Origin of the sequence: Burkholderia sp. MSh2, assembly GCF_000731655.1 — a bacterium.
GTDB classification, from domain to species: Bacteria; Pseudomonadota; Gammaproteobacteria; order Burkholderiales; family Burkholderiaceae; genus Burkholderia; species Burkholderia paludis.
On record NZ_JPGM01000023.1, the window covers coordinates 53,705 to 74,811 of the forward strand.

The window sequence follows — 21,107 nt, forward strand, 5'->3', positions numbered from 1 at the left end:
TACGTTTATGCACTCAATCGAATTCACCAAACAAGCCGCCCAAGCCCTCAAGGCAATGCCGCGCAACATTTCGGCGACGATTCGGGCAAAGATCGATGCACTGGCTGCCGATCCCTACGCACCGAATCCGAACGCGAAAAAGCTGGCAGGCCAACCCGGCTACCGGCTCCGAGTTGGAGATTGGCGTGTGTTGTATGAAATCGAAGATGGCCGCGTTGTGATCGTTGTGCTGGCCGTCAAACCCCGTGGAGGTGCCTACAAATGACCGAAGTTCAATTTATCGAGCAGGACGGCCACCGAGCCTTTGCGGTGGTCCCCATCGAACTGTGGGACCGCGTGAAGGGCCTGCTTGAAGATCTCGAAGATGAAGCGCTGTTCGCGCACGCCAAGGCAAACGACGACGGCCGCCGTATCCCGGCTGCCGTACTCGATGCCGAACTGGCGGGCGATCATCCCGTTCGCGCCTGGCGCAATCACCTGCGTATGACGCAAGACGCGCTCGCCGCTGCCGCAGGAATCAGCAAACCATATCTTAGCCAGATCGAAACCCGTCAACGTGTCGGCACTGCTGACGTGTTGTCTAAGATCGCCAATGCCCTCGCTGTGCCTGTTGACGACCTGATCGAGCCGCCACCCGCACTGCCGTAACGCGGTGTCGCTCGTCTCGTCTGTCTGCGTAATGAAGTCGCATGAGTGCAACAACCGCCACGACTGCACGCACCCAGCGCGGGCGACGGCGAAACACCAAAACAGCCATATCAACTCCGGGCGCGCAAACGAAAAAGCCCGCGCGGCAAACCGAGCGGGCTCTATTTGGGCGCACCTCGCGCCCGACGTCGTCAAGATACCAAAGCTTCGATCAGTTTACAAGCCCTAGCGCACCAGCAATTTAGTTGCCGGCCGGTGGACTATCATCGCTCGCCGCAGGTGACGCCGCCGGCTTTTCCCGCTCTGCCAACGTGGTAAGGCGAAAGATTGCCATTGCAGTCGCCAAAGCAGTCGTGATTGCGTACATGAACAACAGATATCCGAAGAAATACCCGACTGGCGCAACGTAGTCGTGAACAAACTCCACACTTCCAACGACAGAATAGATAAACGCGCCAATTCCTTCCTTCTCGTCGAGAGGGAAATCGAGTCCGTTTGCTACGAATGCGACAATCAACGCCAAAAGTTGCACGACGATGAAGTGAGCGAACGAGGCACTGATCTCCACATACGGGCTCGGCCCATCTTCGTCACGCTCCATGATGATGTCACGGAAGCGGTCGTCCCCGAAGCCCAACACGATCGAGTATGCACCTATTGCGAAACCTACCAGGGTAGGAAGGACCGCGATAGTCACTGACCACCACGGTTGTTTAACCCATGCGTGGGCGAGCACTGCCGTAAGCACAATTGCACCATGGAAGTATGGCGAAAAAAACACCGCTTTCCACCCACCATAAGCGCTCCAGTATCGTCCAAAGATCTCGAAGACGCCGCCGTACGACTCTTTCAGCTCACCTAGCATTAAATTAACCCCTATTGGTACCTCTCCGTCCTAGCAGGCGGGCAAGGTACTTCTCAGCAGCGCCCAACAAGGCTGTCTCTACAGTTTCGACGTCAGGATCGTACACCGAGGGGGCGCGCATCGGATGCTCCTTCGTCGAGAACGTCTGCACTTTTCCACTTTCCGTCGCTCCACGACCTTCCACATATCCATTGATCGCGGCCACTTCAGACAACAACCTGGTCTCCTCGTCCGGCTCAAGTGACTCACCTTTCTCAGCCACGAGGACAGTGACCACTTTTTTCGCGTTCTGGTTCTTCAGACGCTCTTTAATTTTCTTTTCGAGCTTGTTGAGATCGTCCGGATTTGGCGGTGAAATCTCGATATGGAGGCGACGCAGATCCGGAAGTGAGAGAATCTTTTTCAGAGCATCCTCGTCGGGTACAACCGTAATCTTTATTTTTCCGTACTTCTCTGCCAATCGCGGTTGGTTCAGTAGCTCTCGAAAGTATCGCGCCGCATCGACCGGCCCCAAGTGCTCATCACTCTCTTGACTTAGGAAAAAAAGCGTGTGCGTCGGCGAGTGGAGGAGAAATGGGAACGCTTCAAGTCCGGGCTTCAGGTGCTCTGGAACGTTCAACTCCTGCAAATCCTCTTCTTCCGCCGGGGCCTGCTCGTTCACGTTGAGCCACTTGCCAGTGAGTTTCAAGTTGTAAAACTTGAAGATCTCGCCATAGTAGAAATCACTGCCAATACGCCGCCCAAAAGTGCCGAGTATCCCCGCGAATTGACCGCGAATTTTCACAACGCGCTTCGATCGGTATGCGGCACGCAACATATCTACGTACCGGCCTTCATTGTGTGGATCAGGCATCACAATGTTCAGTGCGCCAACGATTACAGTTCTCACGCTTTCCCCGTATTGATTCTATTGTGGTCAATGATCGCCCCATCGGGCCGACTAGGTTGTTGGCTGCAATTTAGCTCCGAGCCTTACCCGCAGACAAGTTCGTGAACATGTCTTTGAACTCACTCGCTTGCAAAACGCCCCATTGGCCAGTGTCATCTTTGATATCGATCGCCGCAACCGCGTTGCTCGTCAGCTCACGACGCAGTTGACCGACAACGTAGACTTCGTCTTGTGTCCACAGACGGATGGTAGGTTGCTTGATGCTGTAGTGATCATTGAGCGCCCGAAATTGATCGCCGGTAAAAACGTCTTCCAAGTCCATGTACCCCTCCAGAATTAGTTGGACCGGAAAGAATAACCTCGCCAAGCGAACTCCTCAATCAGGAGATTCCGAATAATTTCTCGACCGGCAACAGCCAATCGCATCTATTGTTTCATTTTTTCAAACAAAAAAGATGATCTATACATAAATGTCATCGCGAGCCATCAGCCCGCGACGCAGAAATACGGGCAGCAGAGTGCGCTTCGCATCTTGATAGACGCAATGAATCTGACTAAATGCAATACGGGGATTCCTCCATACCGACGCGTGACACTCCCTGTTGAGGCTATTAACCTGCTTTCCCTTGAAATGGCTCTGGATTGCTGCTCGGTGTTCGAACGCAAGCTCGTCTATACAGATTTCAATCTGTTCGGCTCGCCGCTTCACCACCTTCCGCTCTGCTGTTTCCGAGCGCTCGTCAGCCGTGATCGTCCGTTCGTCTTCGGAGAAGCCACGGCACGACGGATCGACGCGCCCATAGCCAAGGCTCGGCGCATACCCAGCTTGCCATGCGTACCATTCTCCGAGCAGTTCCTCGATCTGGTTGCTTTCATCGATCGTCATGTTCATCCTGTTTTTCGATTTTCTTGAGAGGCGGGGGTTTCGTCGTTACATGACGACCGTGAAATTGATGCCGTGGTGCGTGAGCCAATCACCTATCGCGTAGCGCATCGTTCGATTGCGAGGCCACGGAAACGAGATCTGCGTACCGTGCTCCGTCTCGTCGATCTCCCCTGAGAACGGGCATTCGTCGAACGCGATGAGGTCTGCGCCGGTCACCCCGTCAAAATGGCGGATCGCCGAGACGAGCAACCGCTCGGGCACGTCGCTGTACAAGATGCATGCGGCGGCGCTCATACTTCGTCGCTCAGATCCAATACGTGCGCACCACCGGCAAGGAACTGCCCAAGCACGCGCGACTTCTGGTTGTCGACCCAATAGACCTTCGTGCGGAACACCCCCGGAGCGACCCAACGCGGATCACTCTTCGCGATCTGTGCCCGATACATTTCCGGAATGAACACGTCCGCCTCGACTGCTGCCACCAGTTGCCTCTTCACGGTCGGAATGCGCGCCAGTCGAAACACCGTCGCGTCGATCTTCCGCGTGATCTCCGTGACGATCATCGCCCCCATGCCGCGCTTGCGCGGTGTGCTACTCATCCCCGCCGGGATATGAACCCACATCCTCACTGGCAATTTGCCTCTCCCATCTTTCGGGCGCGCGCTGGCTCCCATTCCTCGTATGCCCGATCCCACACATCGAACTTGACCTGCTTCGGCGTGCCGACACGGTTCTGATCGATCCATGCGTGACACCACATGCAGCCCGGAACCGTAAATTCGTTTTTTGCCTTCAAGTTCCCGGCCTTGCCGTGACGGGCTTGATTCGAGTGACACGGCACCACGGTTTCATCGATTGGATTCAACCGACAAAGGCCAGGGACGCGCAGGTAACATGGCTCGCCTCGGCAAGCCTCCAGATACTTCGAGCCCTCGGCGACTGTCGGCCGCTTCGGGCCTCGTTTCATCGCGGTCTTTCGCGACGCTTGCTCGGGAAGCGGTGAGTTTTTCCTCGACCATGAACCACGCGCCATCGGCTTCTTTCGCGGTGCGAACCCTGACCGCTTCATACCGAAACCCGGCCAACCTCGACCATTGCGCGAATTGCCTTTTCAGCCCACACAGCCGATTCAGCCAGTCGCCGCTCTTTCTCGATCTGAGCTGCGATCCGCTCTTGAATCTGCCGCGAACGCTTCGAGACGGTGCCTTCGCCGCTCACATCGAACGGCTTCCCGGTGTATTCGAGCGGCAGAGCCGTGTGAAACAGGCCGGGCGGAACGCCCTCCACCTCGATACGGGAGAGGTAGCCATCCGAAATCAGTTTCCGGACAGTCGCACGCATACCGCCTCCTTGGTTGAGACCCAAGACCCGCGCGACTTGAGCCGCATGGATTCCCGAGTTCGCTTTCACGCATTCGATAATTTTTTTCGAAACCGGACCAACCTTCCCCGCCTTTCCGTCCGCCATCACACCTCCTTGATCGTGACCCCGCACACAGCCAGCATGGTTTTCCGCTTCTGGATGTACGTTGCGTTTTTCCGAGTGATCGGCGACTTCACGTCCTCGACCACCTGTTTTCCCGTCTCGCAGTCGATGTAGACGAAATCCGCCACATATTTCGACGCGCGCTCCCATGTCCCGTCGTCGCGCTGCATGCGCTCGGTCAGTACGAACGGCACCTGAAGCCGCAAATCCCGGATCAGGCCGGCCGCCTGCATTCGAACGAGATCGAAATACCGCCCGCGCTCTTTCTCGCTGTCGAATCGGATGCCTTCGTGCTCGCACTTCGTGTTTCGGTACTTCGGCGGCCGTTTCGGCTTTTGCATCGACAGCGGAACCGGCGCGCCCGGATCAAAACCGCTCGCGATGTCGTCAAACTCCGACGGCGGCTGCACGCCGGTTTGTTGCGCGATCTGCCGAGCCGCCGAACTGCGCCCCACGGCCCAGCTATCTCGAATGCGCGCCGTTCCAACGGTCGTTGCATCTGCGTCGATGCGCATCGGCCACGATGTTCGTTTCGTCATGCCCCCACCTGCTGCGCACCCTGATCGCGCGGAATATCGTTGAAATACGCGTACAGGGCTTCGTAGCGCTCTTCGCTTTCGCGGCTGACCGTGCTCAGCATGTCTTCCATCCATTCGCCCGGGCCGGCCGCCTTGAACACCTTCGCCTTGTACTGTTCGAAGACCTGGTTCGGCTTCTCTTCGATGCCGAGCTGCTTACCAAGCTTGCGAATGCCAGGCGCCGTCTTCCACCAGTCCGGAGTGATCGTGGCATCGGAGCCCGACGACGTAGCGACCACGTCGCCTTTCAGCGGAAAGAGGCCAGTCCAACCGCGAAGCACGGCCTCCTCGATGCATGCCTTCGGGTCTTGCCCTAGCGAGCGCAGCTTCGTCAGCTTCCGGATCGACACGGTTGCCGCCGGGCGAGTCCACGGCGCGTCCTTGTGCTTCGCCTCGCGGTGCTCACACCACATGTCCCAATCCTCGAACGTGAGCCAGTCGGGCAATTCGATCGAAAGCAGCTCGGCATGCAACGCAGCTTTTGGCGCACGCCGTGCGCCTTGGTGGTTCTCTGATGGTTCCTGTGGTGGTTCATGGTGAATCGGGTGCAACCCATTGCACCCTTTTGCGAAACCCATTGCACCCTTTCCGTCGTCCGTTGCACCCTTTTTGCTGCTCGTTGCACCCTTTCCGATGGGTGCATCCGTTGCACCCTTTGAGCCAGCGGAAATGGGTGCAATCTCTGCACCGTTTATCCAGTCAGGATTGATGCGGTATTCGCAGGCACGACCACGGCCACCGCTCGCGTTCGCAACGAGAATGAGCCAGCCGCGCTCGACCATGTTCTTGATCTGGTACTGCACTGCGCGCGCCGACCGGCGCGTCTTCTCGGCCATGGTCTCGATGCTCGGGAAAATGTGCTCCCCGTTGTCGTCGCAGTAGTCAGCCAGCTTCAGAGCGAGCAATAGTTCATGGTCCTCGCCCGGATAGCGGTCCCACACCATCGTTTGGACCTTGATGCTCATGCAGCCTCGTCGATCGACAGCTGACGCGGATCGGCCTCTTCCGCGCCCGGCTCACCATCTGCCAGATTGAGAACCCACCGCAGAGCCTCTGCACGCTCGCCAGTGGCGTTCGTCAATTCGGCCGCGATCTGCTTGCGGGTACGCATTCGCGGGGTCGAGTCGCCAGTCAGCGCAGCTTTCTGTGCGCGGGAGCGATCGTGTCCTTCCTTGCCGTCGGCGGCGGCGATGACCGCCTTTACCTTCTCGCGCTGCTGCTCCGGCGTCAGCTTCGCGAGCTTCAGCGCATTCGACACGGTGATCTGGTCCGCTTCGAGCGCATCACGCACCGCAGCCGTGCAATCGAGCAGCTTCAGCTGCTGGCGGACAGTTGGCACCTCGACGCCGAAGTGGATGGCGACGGTTTCTTCCGTATGTCCGACGTCGAGCATGCGCGCCATCTTCTCGGCACGATTGATCGGCGAGTCCTCATGGCGGATCTCATTCGCGCTGACCATCACGGCAGTGAATGACTTCCCACCGTCGTTGATGACCTTCTGCGGAATGGCCGGAATCGTGATCGGCGGTTCGCCCGCGGCGACCAGTTGTCGGTTCAGCTCGCGAGCGTTGATTACCCGCCCACGTCCATCGATCACCAGGTTCTTGCCGGTTTCCGGATCCTTGTAGAACAGCACCGGCTCGCGCACACCGATCGCACGGTAGTTCAGTACCGTCTTCGGGTTCGGCTCTTGATGCACGCGACGGTCGTACAGCGGGTGCGAAGGGTCGACAACGAGCTCGAGGTCATTCGGGTCCATCGCGAGTGCGGTTACCTTGCTCTTCGCGCCATATGCTTCAACGGAGCTTTTTGCCACGTTTCCTCCAGGAGAGATTCAGGCCGCCAACGCGTCGGGCGGCGGATTGCGATCCGCAAAATCGGGATCGCCAGGTGATCGGGTCGAGCCGTCCGCTCGATGCCAGCAATACAGCGAACCTCGCCGATGCCAGAACCAGTAGCCGGCGCACGTGCATGCCATCAGGCGCGTATTGCGCTTCTGCATCCACGTATCAACTCGAAAATCGCGCCGGCCGCAGACGTTGCATTGCGGCTGCCGTACGTACTCGTCGGGACGCTTCTTCAGCACCCGGCGCGTCTCGCAGTGCCGGCAGCGGCAATGGAAGCGAGCCATTTCAGTGACCGCACGGCACCGAGCCGTCGAGCAATTCGACTGCACCGCACGACAGGCACTTGCGCGGATACGTCGGGTGTTGGTTGGTGTCGCGCACGATGCGTGTCAGCTCGTCGGACAGAGTCGGATGGCGCTGTCGCGCATCGGTCGTTTGGTTGGTCTGTTTCGCTTCCATAAATTTGAAATTTTTAGGATTACTAAACCCAGACAGAAACGCTCTCCGTCGAAAACGCTTTTGGCGGGGCCAGTCGCTTACATCAGAATCGGCCGCCGCACTCCCCGAACCCTTCCCGCGCGCAATGGCAGTTCACACCCACCTTGCTCATCGTCGACAGCCCGTCCAGGTACTCCCGCGAAACGACGCGCAGTTCCAGTGCATTCAGCCCCACGTCGATCTTGTTGATCGGAACACCGAGATTCCCCGAAAGGAAACGGCTCACCTGCGAATCGTCCCAGCCGAGCGCATCCGCCACCGGCCCGCGACTGCGCGGATCGCTCAGCGCTTCCCGGAACGCCCGTTCGATGCTTGGCCTCCGGATGACCTCAATCGTGCTCATAGCAACTCAACTCCTTTCAAAACTGATTGAATGACCTTGAAGGTCGAATTTTCTAAACTTCAAGCATCGAATTTCGATGCAGACAGCAATGGGACGCCGGTGTCACACAACTTCGCCTTGTTGAGCTAGTTCGCCCCACCATGTCTGTATCGCGACGAGCGTGCTGCCCTTGCAGTCCGACTTCCCCCGCAGGATCCGATTTACCGTCGGTTGAGAAATGTTGAGGCGACGAGCAATCGCAACTTCGCTGAGACTCTGTTGAGTCTTAATGGCGCTGAGTAGCGCAGAGGCGGTAGTTGGCATGTCCATGCGGCCATTCTATACGCGAACGACTAATTGTCAATGCGCGATCGAGTGATTTGTTGATATGGCCTATTCATTGACGCATAGTCTCGCCATGAAAAACGTCAGCGACCGATTGAGAGAACTGCTTCTTGCGCACCCCAACTATGGGGAACGCGGGCAGAGCAAGCTTTCACGGGACACTGGGGTTCCGCAGCCCACGATCAGCCGGATCCTCCGCGGCGGGTCGGTTCCAGAGTTGGAGACTTTGGCGGCCCTTGCAATTCCGTTCGGCGTCACCTGCGAATGGCTTCTAACCGAACGTGGCCCGAAGTTTGTTGCCGAGCTATACGCCTCGCAGCCTCATGAGCGTGTGGCCGAGACTACCCGCACTCTTCCGCCAATCGCGCAAAAACTGATTTCGGAAATCAAGCGGGCCAGCGAGGCAGGCGTTTCTGAAGATGCTTTTGCCGCAGTCATGACGTTGCTTAAGTTGATACCGGCGCAGCAGAGCTCCGCTGACGACGGCGATCTTCCTCACCTGCAGCCGTAAAATCTCCGCGCTCACCTAGCCCATCGGTCCTGATGGGCTCAAGCGCTGAGTCGTAGGCAAGTGCACAATTGCCAGCGGCAATTCGCTTTCTATTTTTCGTTAGCGTCAGCCCTGGCTCCCCAAGCAGCGTCACAACCCATTCCGTCCTTGAGTGGGCCGCCTTGATCAACACGATCCGGCCAACTAGGGCCGGATTCCATGCCTCTTTCACCTTTGCCAAATCCCCCGGTCTGCACCGCAGCCCGCTCGTGCTCGTCTCTCGATCCACCCTAGCCCCCGCTTACCTGCTCAAAATACTGTATGCATGTACAGTAGTTTAGCGTCAGAATTGGGGAGCTTTCAACTACGTTCGTAAGCACGGTGGTCCCAACGGTTGGATGGATGGTGCGCAGGTTGAGTGGCCGAATGCACCGTAGATACATCAAAAAAGTAATATCATCCGGCCCGGAAGCCTTGTCACAGCTACGCGTGCGCGATGTCAATAGCAGTGACGAAATTTCCTACGCCATGTACAATGCATTGGCACTGTTGAACAGTGTCGCAACACGCAATCGAACACTTCGCAAGTGCGAACCGGTGATCGAAAGCAAGATGCCAGACATGGGTCGGCATCTTTTATCTGGAGATGGTATGAAGAACCGTCATAAGGGGCTGATGTTGTTCGCCGGCGCCTTGGCAGCGACCTTCAGCATATTCCCCAACACAAACTACCTAAACGCTTTTCCTAAGCGCACCGCTACCTGTCGGATGGATGCCGCTTGGGAACGCACTGGCCGCAGCATGAAAATTGCCGCTGACCGAGTAAAACGCAAGTATGGAATCATCGGCTGATCGGGAAATATTGCCAGCTAACCATGGCAAAGAGGTATCGCACCATGAGGTCACTGACCTTGAGGTGATCGAACCCCAGATCGAAAGAATCGTCGAGCAAAAAATCGAGCTCCGTATGGAGCGATTCAACGGCCCGATGCCACATCCAGATCATCTTGCGCGCTACGATAAACTCGTACCTGGTTGCGCACGGATGATCATGGATGAGTTTCAGGCAAACAGCCGACACGGCCGACAGCTTGAGATCATGGGATTGAGCGGGATGGTCAACAAGGACACCCGCGCACAGTGGATGGCCTTCATTCTTGTTCTGGTTAGTTTCTTTTTGATCTGGCAACTCGCGACTCACGATCATGAACGCGTAGCAATTGCCGTTGCCATATCGTTAGTGGGAAGTATTGTTACGGCGTTTCTCACGACGAAACGCCCTGCGGACGAAAAAAAGAAGGCTGTTGAAGTGAAGGATTCCGACGCCTCCTCGGACGCAGACACTGAAGGAACCTGAGCCCCGCCCCAAGCGGGGCTTTTCATTTCTAGCGTGAACTCACACCACCGCGCTCACTCCGCCTCGCGAACCGCCCCGCGGACCAAGCCGGTTCCGTTGACCTGACAGGCGACCTCAAACTTTAGCTCAGCACCAAAACCATTCTTCGCAGTGAATGTTGAGCGCGCGATCACGCTACCGTCTGGCTGCTCGACCACTCGCGCGCCCCACATAGAAAACTCCACAGTGCTTGGATGGTTGGCCTGTGACTTCGCGTAATCCTGACAAACCGAAATTGCCCGCGCGTCTCGCTCGCGCAGCGCCCTTGCCATCAGGTCGTCTTCCTTTTTCCCACACGCGGCAAGCATAGTCCCAGCGACGATCGTTACCGCGATCCTGCACTTATTCATTGTCTGGCCCCTCGAATACACCCGACTCTCTCCGGCACGGGCTACGCCGGCGCTACCCGAGCAAGCTTTCTGTAGGCGCACCGTAAGGATGCCGCCCCAATTCGTCAATCGGCAACAAACCATTCATTCACGATTAGATTTCTCTTGCCTTAACAATTCATTCGCGTATAGTTAAATCCAACGCAGCACAGATCGCTGCGCCGCCTCTCCGAGGGATCGCTCTCTAAAAATTGGTGTATTTGACCCGGGACCCTGATGGGAGCCACCGGGCGGCTCATGGTGTAGCCGAGAAACGGGGTAGCGCCCGACACCTTTCAGCTTTCAAGAGCGCGCATTCGGCTCGCGGATCCTCCGCATCCACCAACCCAGCGCAGCAGCACCCTGCCGAGTGCGCGCTCTTGAGAGTTTCGACAGCGTTGATCGGACGACATTGAGGATCAGTGTCGCTCGTTGAGCGTTGTTGTACTTTCGGATTCCTAATCACTTTGGAGAGAAGTACATGACCACCATCACCAAGGAACAGATCTATGACGAGCAAATCTCGCCGCTCATGACCCAGATCATCGCCATCTGCAAGGAACACAAGATTCCGATTCTCGCGTCGTTCTTCACGCCTGGCGACGACGATCCCGAGCTCGCGGTTACGACCGCCCTGCTCGGCAACGGCTTCGAAGCACCGAAGAATTTCGGAAACGCATTGCGCGAACTCCGTCCGGAGCTTTTCGGCGGAACTCCGCTGATGCTTCGCGCCGAGCACAGCGACGGCAGCGCAACACTCACCGCGATCCTCTAAAGCACCGGCCAATCACAACAATACCGAGAGACCAATGAACAGCCTACAGACTGTATTTCCGCAAAACAGACGATCGTTTGTATCGATCACTCAGCGCGACTGGTTTCCGATTGCTGCGATCGGTGTGCTCTTGCTGCTGGCAGGTTTCGTCGCGCCGCCTATCGAGTATCTGATGGGGGCATGGTCGTGAAAGCCTTCTTGATATTTGCGTTGCTGAGCGTCGCCGCCCTGATCGCCGTCGTGCTGGTTCTCGCCGCCACCCAGCAGTGGGATGAATCAGCACGCTGCGCGTCGACCTACTGCACGTGATCCGCCCCTGACGGGCACAGTCAGTCACAACCAATCGCACATCACACACGGGGAAGCCCATGAAAGAGCTTGAACAAGTCGTCGCGAATGCATTTTCGAACATCGTCACAGCTGGCGCCATCGAAAAGGCGATCGAAGAGAAGCTGACGAAAACGATCACCTCGATCATCAATGACGAACTTCAGAGTTATTCGGATTTCGGCAAGCAACTGAGCGAGCACGTCAAGAAAGCTGTCCAGGTCGATTTCTCGAATCTCGGCCTACCCGGCTACAACGACCTGATTCTCAAGATCATCCGGCAACGTGTCGACGCGAACCTCAACGAGCAGATCGAGAAGCACGTGACATCGCAACTTGACGAACTGCTCGCCCCGGCGCCGGAAGAAATCACGCTGTCCGAACTCGTCGCCGACTTCATCAAGTTCCAGGCTGACCGGCAGTCGTATTCGTGTTCGTGCGACTTGCCCGACCGCATCACTCTGTTGGTTGAAACCGACGGCTCGTTCACCCATATCGCGCTCGACAAGGAAGACGGCTCCGACCGGTATAAGTGCCCGTGGCGCATCGACACAATGGACGGCCGCGTCTACAGCGTAAAGATCAACGAGATTGACCCGAAGAAAGCGATCTTCATCGGACCTATGTACGGTTTCGAACGCAAGCTGTTCCAGCTCTATGCAGCCGGAACCAAGCTGGTTATCGACGCCGATGTCGACGAGATCGATACGTCGTACCCCGGCCGCGGCTACGACTGACTGACCGCCTTCAGTGTCGTGCTGCTACCGAGGGGCGCTATTTGAGATCCTCCCAACCCAAGCAACCTCTAGTGCACGAACGATCGAAACAAACCTGCTCGCATCCGCTGGAGTTGGGGGATTCGTTGTAGCTCTCGCGGCGCGGTCACGAATAGTTTGAAGTTCGCTTATGAGCTTGATTTCATCTCCGGGAACCACTCGTTCCTCCGCGAGGTACGAAAGCGATGAGTTTCGATTTTCAGGCATATACATAAGCATTCTGTCTCGATTCGACACATTCGAAGACTGAATGAGATCCGCTGCGACGGACATCAACCGCGCCCACGATTCCATTATGACGCCCGCAGGGTTCGCATCGGTTTCGATCGGATCGGCGACGTTCGAACGTTCATCTTCGGTGGATAACAGCCCTGATTCTTTAGCAAGCTGCAATGCGTCATCCAAAGGCTGTTGGAACTTCCATGAAATCCCACCCGGGAGAGTCGCCTCGGTCAGCCGCGAGAGCAATGCTCCGACTGAAGTACGGAACTTCAATGCCAATAGCACGATGGCGATCGGCCAAGCCGCAGCCGATACGATTTTGGCGAGAGACGACACCGATACTTCGAAGATCTTCGAAATAAATGTAAGCGAATCCAACGCACACCCCGAGATTTGTTCTTGTTCGCAAGAATCGTAGCACGACCACCCTACCCCCAAACCTCGCACTTACCGTTGCCTCGGATGCGCGGTTTCTTCTTGCGGGCGGCCTGTTCGGCGCCCTTCTTTTTTACTTCCCGACCTCAACGGCAGACGCTCGACTACCCAGTGCAGCCGAGCACCCGCCATTGAGGCTTGATCTACTGATTTAGAGGATGCGAATGGTACCGACCGTGATTTTCCTGTTCGACCGCACGGGCAACATGGCTCGGCCGTGGGCGGACGCCGGCTATCGCTGCATCTGCTACGACATCCAGCACGTCGGCCGCACGGTGCACGACGGGATCATCTTCCAGCAATGGGATGCGCTGCTCGGCGCCCCGACCATCCCGGCCGACTCAGCTGTCGTGTTCGGCTTCGCGTTTCCGCCCTGCACGGATCTCGCGGTCAGCGGCGCGCGCTGGTTCAAAGAAAAGGGCCTGCGTCGCCTCGCCCAGGCGATCGAGATGGTGGCCGTGGCCGACGAGTTCCTGCATGCGCTCGGCGTGCCGTACGGCATCGAGAACCCCGTGAGCGTGATCTCGTCGCACTGGCGCAAGCCGGATTACACGTTCCATCCATACGAGTTCACGGGCTTCGAGCTGTCCGACAACTACACAAAGAAGACCTGCATTTGGGCCGGCGCCGGATTCGAGATGCCGGCGCCGAATCGCGCTGAAGGGCTCGGCGCACCCGACAACCGCATCCACGCTGCCCCCCCATCCGATGACCGCGGCGACATCCGCTCGGCTACGCCGATGGGCTTCGCACGCGCGGTGTTCGCGGCGAACGCGAAGCAGCTCACCACCTGAGGACCACACCACCATGACGACCACCGAAAATAGCCGCGCTGATGCGCCAACGGACGACCGACGGCAAGCACTCTGCGAAGCGTTGACCGAGTATTTTGTCGCGCTGGATTCTGCCATTGGAATCGATACGCCCGATCGCATTCTGTGCCTGTTCGATTACCACGACTCGCGCAACGTCGATGACCTGATCGACCGTGCGATCGTCCCGGCCCTCGCCGAGCGTTCCCGCTCACCCGCTATGGCGGCGGAAGCGGTGGCAATCTATCAGATCCTTACCGAAGAAGGCGCGTGGCTCGACGTGCCCCAGAAGATTTACGACCGGACCAAGAGCGATCCGACACTGGCCCGTGTCGTCTACGCCGCCCAGCAGCCCGCGCAGGCCGACATCGAGGTAATCGCCCGCACTGTCGATTGTGTGCACGTCGACCTCAACGGCGATCGTGCAGCAGCAATCGAACGCCTCTCTCGATTCGCCGCTGCATTTTCGACTAGGGTGAAGGAATCGCCCGAGCAAGCCGACGCTCGGGAGGGGCTGACGGACGAGCAGCGACGCACCGTCGAATGTGCCGACGCGTGGCTGACCGACAAAGGGCTTCCGACCTACACCAAGCTCCGCGCCCTTGCCGCCCATCCGGGCCTGTCGGAGCCGCATTCCGAGGTGACGGATGCCTGGATCAAGGTCAATGTTCAGTATCCAACCGAGGCTGGGATCGCTCCGGACGACGACGTGATGGCATGGAACAGCGATCCTGGATTCCCGACGATCATAGAGGCGAGCTTCGTAAGCCCCGGTTTTCCCGAGTACACATACTGGAAGAAAAAACCTCATGGGCCAGTCGACGTCGCCCGCGCAGACGACTCAGCTCACGACGGGCGATGAATCTGCTCGTAGATCTCGCGCATACCTTTATGGGTACAGGGGCGCCCTGGAGCCACTCTGTGGATCTCTATGTTGATGTCGCGCGGAGAAAGATTGGGATGGCGCAGCTGATCAAACAACGCGTCGATATGACCAGCATGGAGGAATTTCTGGCTTTTCTCGTTAAACCAGATCCGCTCCTTGCCATCCTTCATCTCGTCAACACGCAGTCGTTTCACCCGCGCGATTTGGAATACGAGGTTGCGGAACTCCGTCTTTGTCATATTGAACCTCCGGCTCATGCGTACCGGGTCAACCACTCTTCCGAAAACTTCTTCGCGTAGGCGACAGCCTCGGCCTCGGTATCGAACTCACCGAGGCTCCGGAACGCAGCTTCTCTGCTGTACCCCAACTTCGTCACTTCGACCTGAGCGGCAAACTTGCCGGCCTCCGTCACGCGCGGCTCGCAGTTCATCTCGTACCCGCGCATCACAAATTTCTTCTGCATTGCATCAACGTACCGTTTGAGACAAGAGGAATCCTAGCATGGACCTATCCAAAGGCAAGCGCGTGAGCGCAAAGGAGGCCGCCGCGGTCCTCGGCGTTCCGTACCAGAACATCAGTCGCATAGATCGAGGATGTGCCGTGATACAGCGCTTTAAACTCGGGCACAAAACGCACGTCTACGATCTCGAATCGCTATACAGGTATCTCACATCATGCCAATCGAAACCGTCACAAAAAATGGCCGCAGGCGCTTCCGGTGGACGTTCGAACGCGTCATCGAAGGCGCGCGTATCCGTAAAACAAAGCTCATCCCTGCGGGACTTTCTGCGCGCGAAGCTGACGAGTTAGGTCGTCAGTGGGACGCCGAGATATATGCAGTCGCGACTGGAGCGCGAAAGCCTACCGTGACGATCGGCGAATGCGTCGAAATCCACGTCACCGACAAAGGGGCTGAATGGAAGGACCTCAAGACGAGGCTTCAAATTCTGACGAAGTACGCACCGGAATACGAAGACCAAGACGCGCTGGATCTCTACAACTGGTCAATCCGTTTTGCGGGCTTCATGCGGTCAAACGTCGACCGTCAAGGAAGCCCGAAGAAGTCGAGCAGCGATGGAACGATCCATAACACGCTCGGCTACTTGCGAGCTGCGATCAAATACGCCCACAAGATCGGGAAACTGGAATATGACCAGACTGCCAAGATGGTCATCCCCAGGCAGAGCGAGGAGCGTCACATCTACAAGGGCCGTCGCGAAATGCTGGAAATTGCCAGGATGTGTACGCACCGTGAAACGAGAGCTGCTATCCGCGTTGCGTTCTATTCGGGAATGCGGATGAGCGAAATCCTCCGGGCCGTCCCCACAAAGGACGGATTTTCCCTTGGTCGAACAAAGAACGGGCGTCCCCGACTAATTCCGATTCACCCACGAATTGCCGTCATCGCCAGACGGATCAAATTCACCGTGCCGACGTGGAAGGTCAAGGACGAGTGGATCAAGGCCCGACGGAAGTCCGGCCATTTGGATGCTCGCTTTCACGACTTGCGGCATAGCGCCGCCTCCGAAATGATCAACGCTGGCATCGACCTCTATACGGTCGCCGGAGTGCTTGGGCATAAAACGACGACGTCTACCAAACGATATGCCCACTTGGTAACTGATAGGCTCGCCGAGGCCGTCAAGAAGATCGGTCGATCCTAAGCCGCAAACACGAATCGGGCAGAAAAACCCACACCCCTCGCGCAAGAGGGCTCCGATTGGAACGCCAGAAATCGCCTGAGACCCTTGTGGCGGAAGGCAGCCGGAGTCGAACCGACCCGGGAGTGTCTGACACCCCCAACCGGGTTTGAAGCCCGGCCGTACCACCGGATACGAATGCCTTCCGTGGAGAAAAAAACCCGAAAACAACCTGCGCCTACGGCTGAATACCCGCCCAACCGCTGTCAGGCCGCAGGAAGTGAAGATCGAGGTGAAAGCGAGTATACCCAACCCGATCGAAGAACTCGAGAATCTGGATCGCGCGCTTGCGGCCGAGCCCCGTCGCGTCGCGGAACGTCGCGGCATCGAGCCCGCCGCCGCTGCGCGACGCCGCGAGATGCGCGACCAGCTCAGCCAGTTCGCGCACGACGTCCGCATGATAGAACAGGTCGCGCACCATCTGCTGCACGTCGCCGCGCCGTGCGAGCTTGCGCAGCAGCGTACGCACTGCATCCTCGGACACCCCCGTGTCGCGAGCCAGGTCGCGCACCCACGGCGGATCGAAACGCCCCGCATGAATCATCGGCAGCAATTGCCGCGCCAGCGCTTCCTCCCGCTGATCGAGGCTCACCGAATGCGACGGCAGGTGCAGCCACGGCCCGCTGCGCGCCACTTCGCCGCCGTCCACCAGCGCGTCGACAAGCGCTCGCCACAGCGCATCGCCGGCGAGCGGCGCAGCCATCCGCCGCAGGCGCGCGGCGTCGAGCCCCTGCTCGTCGGGCACCCGCTCGTGATAAGCGTGCAACGTATCGATCGCCCGCGTCTGCAGCGCACGCCAGTGCGCATGCGAAATCACCGCACCGTCATTCGACGCGGCACCGCGTTGTCCGATCGCCAGCGCGTCGTCGGGCAGCGCCAGCGCGTCCGGCGCGAAACCCGTCAGATGCGTGAGCACGTCGCGCGGGAGACCGAGCGGCGCCTGCGCGAGCAGCGCGTCGAGACGTCCTTCGTCGAGCCATGTCGCAAGCGCGTCGAGCCACGCACGGCGCTCGGGCGTGCGGCGCTTGCGCGCCGGCCCGAACGGATCGAGCACGCGACCGCCGCCGACCGTGCGCGTCGCCTGCGGATTGCGAACGATGAAGCGGTCGCCCGGCAGCGCGAACACCGGTTCGTCGAACACCAGTTGCACGCGCATCCGCTGGCCGGCCGCAAGCGTGTCGCCGTCGAGCAGCGCCGCGTGCGCGACGCGATGCAGCGTGCCGAGATGCACGTGCAGCGGCGTCCAGTGCGACAGCGTCAGCCCCGCGTCCGCGAGCAGCGTCAGTTCGACGTCGAGTCGCGGCGACGTGGCGGCGAGCCGCGCGTCGGCAACGGTATCGCCGCGCTCGACGTCGGCTTTGTCGACCGCTGCCAGATTCAGCGCGCAACGCTGGCCCGCGCGCCCGGACTCGACCGGCCGGTTCTGCGCATGGATGCCGCGCACGCGGGCCGCGCCGCCCGTGCGCACGATCGCGAGCGTGTCGCCCGTCGCAACGCGGCCCGCGAACGCGGTGCCCGTCACGACGGTCCCCTGCCCGGCCAGCGTAAACACGCGGTCGACCGCGAGCCGGAACAGCCCGTCGTCGCGGCGGGCGCGCCACGCGATCGCCGCGTCGGACAGATGACGCTTCAACGCGGCCACACCCGGATCGTCCACGGCCGTGGCCCGCGTTTCGAAAACCGGCACGCCGGCCAGCGCCGAGTCGTGCAGCCAGACGGCGATTTCGTCGCGCACCTCGGCGGCGCGCGCAGCGTCGACGCGATCGCATTTCGTGAGCGCGACGGCGCCGTGCGTGACGCCCAGCAGTTGCAGGATCGCGAGATGCTCGCGCGTTTGCGGCATCACGCCGTCGTCGGCGGCAATCACGAGCAGCGCGAAATCGATCCCGCACGCGCCGGCCGCCATCGTGTGAATCAGCTTCTCGTGGCCGGGCACGTCGATCAGGCCGAGCACGTCGCCGTTGTCGAGCGGCGCATACGCGTAGCCGAGTTCGATCGAGATGCCGCGGGCCTTCTCTTCCTTCAGGCGATCGGTGTCGACGCCCGTCAGCGCGCGTACGAGCGTCGTCTTGCCGTGGTCGATGTGTCCCGCGGTGCCGACGATCATGCGGCGGGCCCCGCGGGCGGCGCGCATTGCGCGACGAACGCCGCTTCGTCGGCGGCTTCGAGGCAGCGCAGGTCGAGCCGCAGCGCATTGTCGGCCACGCGGCCGATCACGGGGCGCGGCCACTCACGCAGCCGCTTCTCGAGCTGCATGAGTGCGCGGCCGCTGCGCTTGCCGTCCGGCGCGCGGACGACGAGCCCGGCGCTCGGCAACTGGTCGACCGGCAGCGCGCCGCTGCCGATCTGGCTGAACATCGGCTCGACCGTCACGTCGAAACCGCTGCCGAGCGCGGCCTGCAGCACCGGGCGCACGCGTTCGGCGGCATCGGCGATCTCGCGCTGCGGGCGTGTCAGCAGGCGCAGCGTCGTGAGCCGGTCGCGCAGGAATTCGGGCGCCCGGTAAAGACCCAGCACGGGCTCGAGCGCCGCGAGCGTCAGCTTGCCGACGCGCAGCGCGCGCTTGAGCGGATGCTTCTTGATCTTCGCGATCAGCGCGCGATCGCCGACGATCAGGCCGGCCTGCGGCCCGCCGAGCAGTTTGTCGCCGCTGAACGTGACAACGTTTGCGCCGGCGGCGACGGTTTCCTGCACGGTCGTCTCGTGCGGCAGGCCCCATTGCGACAGGTCGGCGAGCGTGCCGCTGCCGAGATCGACGGCGACCGGCAGCCCGTGCTCGCGCGCGAGCGGCGCGAGTTCGGCGAGCGTCGCCTCCTTCGTGAAGCCGCTGATCGCGTAGTTGCTGCAGTGCACCTTCATCAGCAGCGCGGTGCGCGGGCCGATCGCATCGGCGTAGTCGCGCAGATGGGTACGGTTGGTCGTCCCGACTTCGCGCAGCCTCGCGCCGGCACGGCTCATGATGTCGGGAATGCGGAAGGCGCCGCCGATCTCGACCAGTTCCCCGCGCGACACGACGACTTCACGCTTCGTCGCGAGCGCCGACAGCGCCAGCAGCACGGCCGCCGCATTGTTGTTGACGACGGTCGCGGCTTCCGCGCCCGTCAGTTCGCACAGCAGATCGTCGATCAGGTCGTCGCGATCGCCGCGGCGGCCCGTGGCGAGATCGAATTCGAGGTTGACGGGCCGCGTGAGCACGTCGACCACCGCGCGCACCGCATCGTCCGGCAACAGCGCGCGGCCGAGATTCGTGTGCAGCACGGTGCCGGTCAGGTTGAAAACGGCGCGCACGGCGCCCGTGCGCTGCGCGGCCAGCGTACGCTCGACCGCCGTCGCGATGCGTGGCTCGTCGAGCGGCCCGGCCGCCGCCGGATCGTGCTGCGCCGCCGTGCGCCAGCGGTCGAGTTCGGCGCGCACCGCGTTCAGCACGCGGGTGCGGCCATAGTCGGCGAGCAACGGTTGCAGCGGCGCCGACGACAGCACACGCTCGACCGACGGCACGCGCGCCAGCACGGCATTCAGTTCATTCACACCGGGTTCGGTCACGTCTGGGGGGCTCCAGTCTGATGCTTCGCTGGGGGCCGGCGTCGGCGCTCGCGCACCGCCCCGGCCCCCGCCGTCAATCCGCTTCCCGCGAAACATCCGGCCACAGCAGCGGGTTCGGCGAACTGCGCTGGTAACCGGCCTCGTTCATCAACAGGTCGAGCGTGAGGCTCGCGAGATCGTCCGCCAGCGGCTCGAACTCGTAATCCTTCTCCTGGTAGCCGATCTTGCGATACGTCTTGCACTCGTCGCACGATTCGGCCTTGATGGCTTCGCTGCCGCCCTCGATCCCGTGATAGGCAATGCCCTTCGTCGAATCGCAGTGCGAGCACTTCGTGCGCACCATGTGCCATTCGGACGTGCACAGCCCGCATTGCAGGAAACGGTAACCCTGGAACGAGCCGCCGACCCGCACGACGCTCGCGACCGGATGCGTGCCGCACACGGGGCACAGCCCCGGCTGGTCGAGATACGGGACGTCGGCCGGGTTCACGCGGCTCGCGAGGTCGGTCCACATGACCTGCAGCGCGGCCATCAGGAACGGCGCGGTGGCCGGGTCGACTTCGGCGAAGCGCAGTGCGAGGATCGCATCGGCCTGCGCGTCGAGTTCGGCGGGCGCCATCAGGCGCAGCCGGTCGAGCAACTTCGCGAGCGGCGGGTTGACGAGCCCGGCGCCTTCGACGCGGTCGAGCAGTTCGTACAGCACGGCACGCCAGCGCGGATCGCGCTCGCCGTCGAGCGCCGGCACGAGCGGCATCGAATGCTGCTGCGCACGCGCGATCGCTTCCTGCGACGGCAGCGGCAGGTCGAGCGTCTGCAGCGTCGCGTGCTGCGCATCGGCGACGGTGGCCATCAGGCGCAGGTAACCGCTGATCGGGTTCAGGTCGGCCAGCTTGCGCAGCCGCGCGGCGCGCGCCGAGAACGCAGTGGCGCGCTCCGGCAGGCGAAAGCGCGGGATGGCCGAATGATCGAGTGCCGAGATCTCGGTCGGTTCGAGGATGCGTTGAGTCACAGATA

The 21,107-nt window shown here is 60.2% G+C and carries 33 protein-coding genes and 1 tRNA gene; 12 read left to right on the plus strand and 22 right to left on the minus strand.

From position 1 onward, the window contains the following. Window positions 1-7 precede the first annotated feature (7 nt). Together GQ57_RS39465 and GQ57_RS39470 are read left to right on the plus strand one after the other, a co-directional pair. Window positions 8-265 carry a type II toxin-antitoxin system RelE family toxin gene (locus tag GQ57_RS39465; RefSeq protein ID WP_059601806.1) on the plus strand — a complete coding sequence of 86 codons (258 nt, stop codon included), beginning with the start codon at window positions 8-10 and terminating at the stop codon, window positions 263-265. After that, window positions 262-648: a helix-turn-helix domain-containing protein gene (locus tag GQ57_RS39470; RefSeq protein ID WP_034198307.1), complete on the plus strand. Its 387-nt coding sequence runs from the start codon at window positions 262-264 to the stop codon at window positions 646-648. The genes GQ57_RS39465 and GQ57_RS39470 overlap by 4 nt, the downstream gene beginning before the upstream one ends. A 241-nt stretch (window positions 649-889) precedes the next feature. Here GQ57_RS39470 and GQ57_RS15520 read toward each other — a convergent pair whose 3' ends face one another. The 14 genes from GQ57_RS15520 to GQ57_RS44365 form a co-directional block, all read right to left on the minus strand. Further along, entirely contained in the window at window positions 890-1,513 is a 624-nt protein-coding gene (locus GQ57_RS15520; RefSeq protein WP_235215067.1) for a hypothetical protein, read from the minus strand. 4 nt (window positions 1,514-1,517) lie between these two features. Continuing rightward, the gene (locus GQ57_RS15525) at window positions 1,518-2,402 is read right to left on the minus strand and encodes a DUF4747 family protein (RefSeq protein ID WP_235215068.1); all 885 of its coding nucleotides are present in this window, start codon (window positions 2,400-2,402) and stop codon (window positions 1,518-1,520) included. A gap of 70 nt (window positions 2,403-2,472) precedes the next feature. Beyond that, a complete protein-coding gene (locus GQ57_RS15530; protein ID WP_152603265.1) occupies window positions 2,473-2,724 on the minus strand; it encodes a hypothetical protein in 252 nt (83 codons plus the stop codon). Window positions 2,725-2,862: 138 nt separating this feature from the next. Further along, on the minus strand, window positions 2,863-3,294 hold the full coding sequence (locus GQ57_RS15535) for a hypothetical protein (protein ID WP_235215069.1): 432 nt from the start codon (window positions 3,292-3,294) through the stop codon (window positions 2,863-2,865). 39 nt (window positions 3,295-3,333) lie between these two features. Continuing rightward, window positions 3,334-3,582 carry a hypothetical protein gene (locus GQ57_RS15540; RefSeq protein WP_034198311.1) on the minus strand — a complete coding sequence of 83 codons (249 nt, stop codon included), beginning with the start codon at window positions 3,580-3,582 and terminating at the stop codon, window positions 3,334-3,336. Continuing rightward, a complete protein-coding gene (locus GQ57_RS15545; RefSeq protein WP_034198312.1) occupies window positions 3,579-3,911 on the minus strand; it encodes a hypothetical protein in 333 nt (110 codons plus the stop codon). The genes GQ57_RS15540 and GQ57_RS15545 overlap by 4 nt, the downstream gene beginning before the upstream one ends. 2 nt (window positions 3,912-3,913) lie before the next feature. Beyond that, window positions 3,914-4,357, minus strand: coding sequence for a nuclease domain-containing protein (locus tag GQ57_RS39475; protein WP_034198313.1), 444 nt, complete (start codon window positions 4,355-4,357; stop codon window positions 3,914-3,916). Further along, window positions 4,354-4,755, minus strand: coding sequence for a winged helix-turn-helix domain-containing protein (locus GQ57_RS15555; protein ID WP_034198314.1), 402 nt, complete (start codon window positions 4,753-4,755; stop codon window positions 4,354-4,356). Before GQ57_RS15555 ends, GQ57_RS39475 begins: the two co-directional genes overlap by 4 nt. Further along, window positions 4,755-5,312, minus strand: a complete 558-nt coding sequence (locus GQ57_RS15560; protein ID WP_034198315.1) for a DUF1064 domain-containing protein — start codon at window positions 5,310-5,312, stop codon at window positions 4,755-4,757. Before GQ57_RS15560 ends, GQ57_RS15555 begins: the two co-directional genes overlap by 1 nt. Beyond that, window positions 5,309-6,316, minus strand: a complete 1,008-nt coding sequence (locus tag GQ57_RS15565; RefSeq protein WP_034198316.1) for a helix-turn-helix domain-containing protein — start codon at window positions 6,314-6,316, stop codon at window positions 5,309-5,311. The genes GQ57_RS15560 and GQ57_RS15565 overlap by 4 nt, the downstream gene beginning before the upstream one ends. Next, complete coding sequence (locus tag GQ57_RS15570) at window positions 6,313-7,167, minus strand: ParB/RepB/Spo0J family partition protein (RefSeq protein ID WP_034198317.1); 855 nt, start codon at window positions 7,165-7,167, stop codon at window positions 6,313-6,315. The genes GQ57_RS15565 and GQ57_RS15570 overlap by 4 nt, the downstream gene beginning before the upstream one ends. Window positions 7,168-7,483: 316 nt before the next feature. Next, complete coding sequence (locus GQ57_RS43065) at window positions 7,484-7,657, minus strand: hypothetical protein (protein ID WP_160257525.1); 174 nt, start codon at window positions 7,655-7,657, stop codon at window positions 7,484-7,486. 82 nt (window positions 7,658-7,739) lie between these two features. Continuing rightward, on the minus strand, window positions 7,740-8,039 hold the full coding sequence (locus GQ57_RS15580; protein ID WP_081896666.1) for a DNA-binding protein: 300 nt from the start codon (window positions 8,037-8,039) through the stop codon (window positions 7,740-7,742). 102 nt (window positions 8,040-8,141) lie between these two features. Beyond that, window positions 8,142-8,348: a helix-turn-helix domain-containing protein gene (locus GQ57_RS44365; protein WP_152603266.1), complete on the minus strand. Its 207-nt coding sequence runs from the start codon at window positions 8,346-8,348 to the stop codon at window positions 8,142-8,144. Window positions 8,349-8,406: 58 nt separating this feature from the next. On the opposite strand from GQ57_RS44365, the gene GQ57_RS15590 reads away from it, so the two are divergent. From GQ57_RS15590 to GQ57_RS15595, 3 genes are all read left to right on the plus strand, one after another. Continuing rightward, window positions 8,407-8,874 carry a helix-turn-helix domain-containing protein gene (locus tag GQ57_RS15590; protein ID WP_034198319.1) on the plus strand — a complete coding sequence of 156 codons (468 nt, stop codon included), beginning with the start codon at window positions 8,407-8,409 and terminating at the stop codon, window positions 8,872-8,874. 405 nt (window positions 8,875-9,279) lie between these two features. After that, window positions 9,280-9,705 carry a hypothetical protein gene (locus tag GQ57_RS41715; RefSeq protein ID WP_152603267.1) on the plus strand — a complete coding sequence of 142 codons (426 nt, stop codon included), beginning with the start codon at window positions 9,280-9,282 and terminating at the stop codon, window positions 9,703-9,705. Beyond that, the gene (locus tag GQ57_RS15595; RefSeq protein WP_235215070.1) at window positions 9,689-10,210 is read left to right on the plus strand and encodes a DUF2335 domain-containing protein; all 522 of its coding nucleotides are present in this window, start codon (window positions 9,689-9,691) and stop codon (window positions 10,208-10,210) included. Before GQ57_RS41715 ends, GQ57_RS15595 begins: the two co-directional genes overlap by 17 nt. Before the next feature lie 53 nt (window positions 10,211-10,263). On the opposite strand, the gene GQ57_RS15600 is transcribed toward GQ57_RS15595, so the two are convergent. Continuing rightward, window positions 10,264-10,599 (minus strand): hypothetical protein, encoded by a 336-nt coding sequence (locus tag GQ57_RS15600; RefSeq protein ID WP_034198320.1) that lies wholly within the window; start codon window positions 10,597-10,599, stop codon window positions 10,264-10,266. A 499-nt stretch (window positions 10,600-11,098) separates the two neighbouring features. Between GQ57_RS15600 and GQ57_RS15605 the strand changes: the two genes are divergently transcribed. Genes GQ57_RS15605 through GQ57_RS15610 form a run of 4 tightly spaced genes read left to right on the plus strand, consistent with a single transcriptional unit; the run spans window position 11,099 to window position 12,456 of the window. Next, window positions 11,099-11,392 carry a hypothetical protein gene (locus tag GQ57_RS15605; RefSeq protein WP_034198321.1) on the plus strand — a complete coding sequence of 98 codons (294 nt, stop codon included), beginning with the start codon at window positions 11,099-11,101 and terminating at the stop codon, window positions 11,390-11,392. A 34-nt stretch (window positions 11,393-11,426) separates the two neighbouring features. After that, a complete protein-coding gene (locus GQ57_RS43360; protein ID WP_174923026.1) occupies window positions 11,427-11,582 on the plus strand; it encodes a hypothetical protein in 156 nt (51 codons plus the stop codon). Further along, window positions 11,573-11,701 (plus strand): hypothetical protein, encoded by a 129-nt coding sequence (locus tag GQ57_RS44150; RefSeq protein WP_268810874.1) that lies wholly within the window; start codon window positions 11,573-11,575, stop codon window positions 11,699-11,701. Before GQ57_RS43360 ends, GQ57_RS44150 begins: the two co-directional genes overlap by 10 nt. A 59-nt stretch (window positions 11,702-11,760) precedes the next feature. Beyond that, window positions 11,761-12,456, plus strand: a complete 696-nt coding sequence (locus tag GQ57_RS15610; protein WP_034198322.1) for a hypothetical protein — start codon at window positions 11,761-11,763, stop codon at window positions 12,454-12,456. 24 nt (window positions 12,457-12,480) lie between these two features. On the opposite strand, the gene GQ57_RS41720 is transcribed toward GQ57_RS15610, so the two are convergent. Next, window positions 12,481-13,095 (minus strand): hypothetical protein, encoded by a 615-nt coding sequence (locus tag GQ57_RS41720; protein ID WP_152603268.1) that lies wholly within the window; start codon window positions 13,093-13,095, stop codon window positions 12,481-12,483. 221 nt (window positions 13,096-13,316) lie between these two features. Here GQ57_RS41720 and GQ57_RS15615 point away from each other — a divergent pair, with 221 nt between their 5' ends. Further along, window positions 13,317-13,946: a hypothetical protein gene (locus GQ57_RS15615; RefSeq protein WP_235215071.1), complete on the plus strand. Its 630-nt coding sequence runs from the start codon at window positions 13,317-13,319 to the stop codon at window positions 13,944-13,946. A gap of 13 nt (window positions 13,947-13,959) precedes the next feature. Next, the gene (locus tag GQ57_RS43365) at window positions 13,960-14,826 is read left to right on the plus strand and encodes a hypothetical protein (RefSeq protein WP_034198324.1); all 867 of its coding nucleotides are present in this window, start codon (window positions 13,960-13,962) and stop codon (window positions 14,824-14,826) included. Here the strand turns inward: GQ57_RS43365 and GQ57_RS15625 are convergent. Together GQ57_RS15625 and GQ57_RS15630 are read right to left on the minus strand one after the other, a co-directional pair. Continuing rightward, on the minus strand, window positions 14,811-15,089 hold the full coding sequence (locus GQ57_RS15625; protein ID WP_034198325.1) for a hypothetical protein: 279 nt from the start codon (window positions 15,087-15,089) through the stop codon (window positions 14,811-14,813). The two genes, GQ57_RS43365 and GQ57_RS15625, sit on opposite strands and share 16 nt — an antisense overlap. A gap of 14 nt (window positions 15,090-15,103) precedes the next feature. Continuing rightward, complete coding sequence (locus GQ57_RS15630; RefSeq protein WP_034198326.1) at window positions 15,104-15,313, minus strand: hypothetical protein; 210 nt, start codon at window positions 15,311-15,313, stop codon at window positions 15,104-15,106. Window positions 15,314-15,524: 211 nt separating this feature from the next. On the opposite strand from GQ57_RS15630, the gene GQ57_RS15635 reads away from it, so the two are divergent. Continuing rightward, window positions 15,525-16,514, plus strand: a complete 990-nt coding sequence (locus GQ57_RS15635) for a tyrosine-type recombinase/integrase (RefSeq protein ID WP_034198327.1) — start codon at window positions 15,525-15,527, stop codon at window positions 16,512-16,514. A gap of 87 nt (window positions 16,515-16,601) precedes the next feature. On the opposite strand, the gene GQ57_RS15640 is transcribed toward GQ57_RS15635, so the two are convergent. From GQ57_RS15640 to fdhE, 4 genes are all read right to left on the minus strand, one after another. Next, window positions 16,602-16,697: transfer RNA gene (locus GQ57_RS15640), tRNA-Sec, on the minus strand. A gap of 31 nt (window positions 16,698-16,728) precedes the next feature. Continuing rightward, window positions 16,729-18,657: a selenocysteine-specific translation elongation factor gene (selB, locus tag GQ57_RS15645; RefSeq protein WP_034198362.1), complete on the minus strand. Its 1,929-nt coding sequence runs from the start codon at window positions 18,655-18,657 to the stop codon at window positions 16,729-16,731. Beyond that, complete coding sequence (gene selA, locus GQ57_RS15650) at window positions 18,654-20,093, minus strand: L-seryl-tRNA(Sec) selenium transferase (protein WP_034198328.1); 1,440 nt, start codon at window positions 20,091-20,093, stop codon at window positions 18,654-18,656. Before selA ends, selB begins: the two co-directional genes overlap by 4 nt. Window positions 20,094-20,166: 73 nt before the next feature. Then, the gene (gene fdhE / locus GQ57_RS15655) at window positions 20,167-21,102 is read right to left on the minus strand and encodes a formate dehydrogenase accessory protein FdhE (protein ID WP_174923024.1); all 936 of its coding nucleotides are present in this window, start codon (window positions 21,100-21,102) and stop codon (window positions 20,167-20,169) included. Window positions 21,103-21,107: the final 5 nt, after the last annotated feature.